Origin of the sequence: Pseudomonas sp. P20 (assembly GCF_016463925.1) — a bacterium.
In the GTDB taxonomy this organism is placed as follows: domain Bacteria; phylum Pseudomonadota; class Gammaproteobacteria; order Pseudomonadales; family Pseudomonadaceae; genus Pseudomonas; species Pseudomonas aeruginosa.
On sequence record NZ_JAEMVM010000148.1, the window covers coordinates 1 to 226 of the forward strand.

The following is a 226-nucleotide window of genomic DNA, read 5'->3' on the forward strand; positions in this document are numbered from 1 at the left end:
CCACACCTTCTCCACCCAGGTAAAGCTCACCGGCCAGACCCAGCGGCAGCAGGTCCAGGTCCGCGCCCAGTACATAGGCCCTGCGACGTCCCAGCAAGGTACCGATAGGTGCGTAAGCCGCACCGCACGGATCCTGCGGACACGCCTTCCACAACAAGGGCGTGACCACCGTCTCGGTCGGTCCATAGCCGTTGAACAGGTAGCCCGGGCGCAGGCTTTCCCAGGC

1 protein-coding gene is annotated in these 226 nt (G+C 65.5%); it reads right to left on the reverse strand.

Going from position 1 to position 226, the window contains the following annotated elements; all coding sequences use genetic code 11:
- Positions 1–226: AMP-binding protein (locus JHD77_RS33420; protein WP_233412023.1), on the reverse strand; the 226-nt coding region annotated here is incomplete at both ends.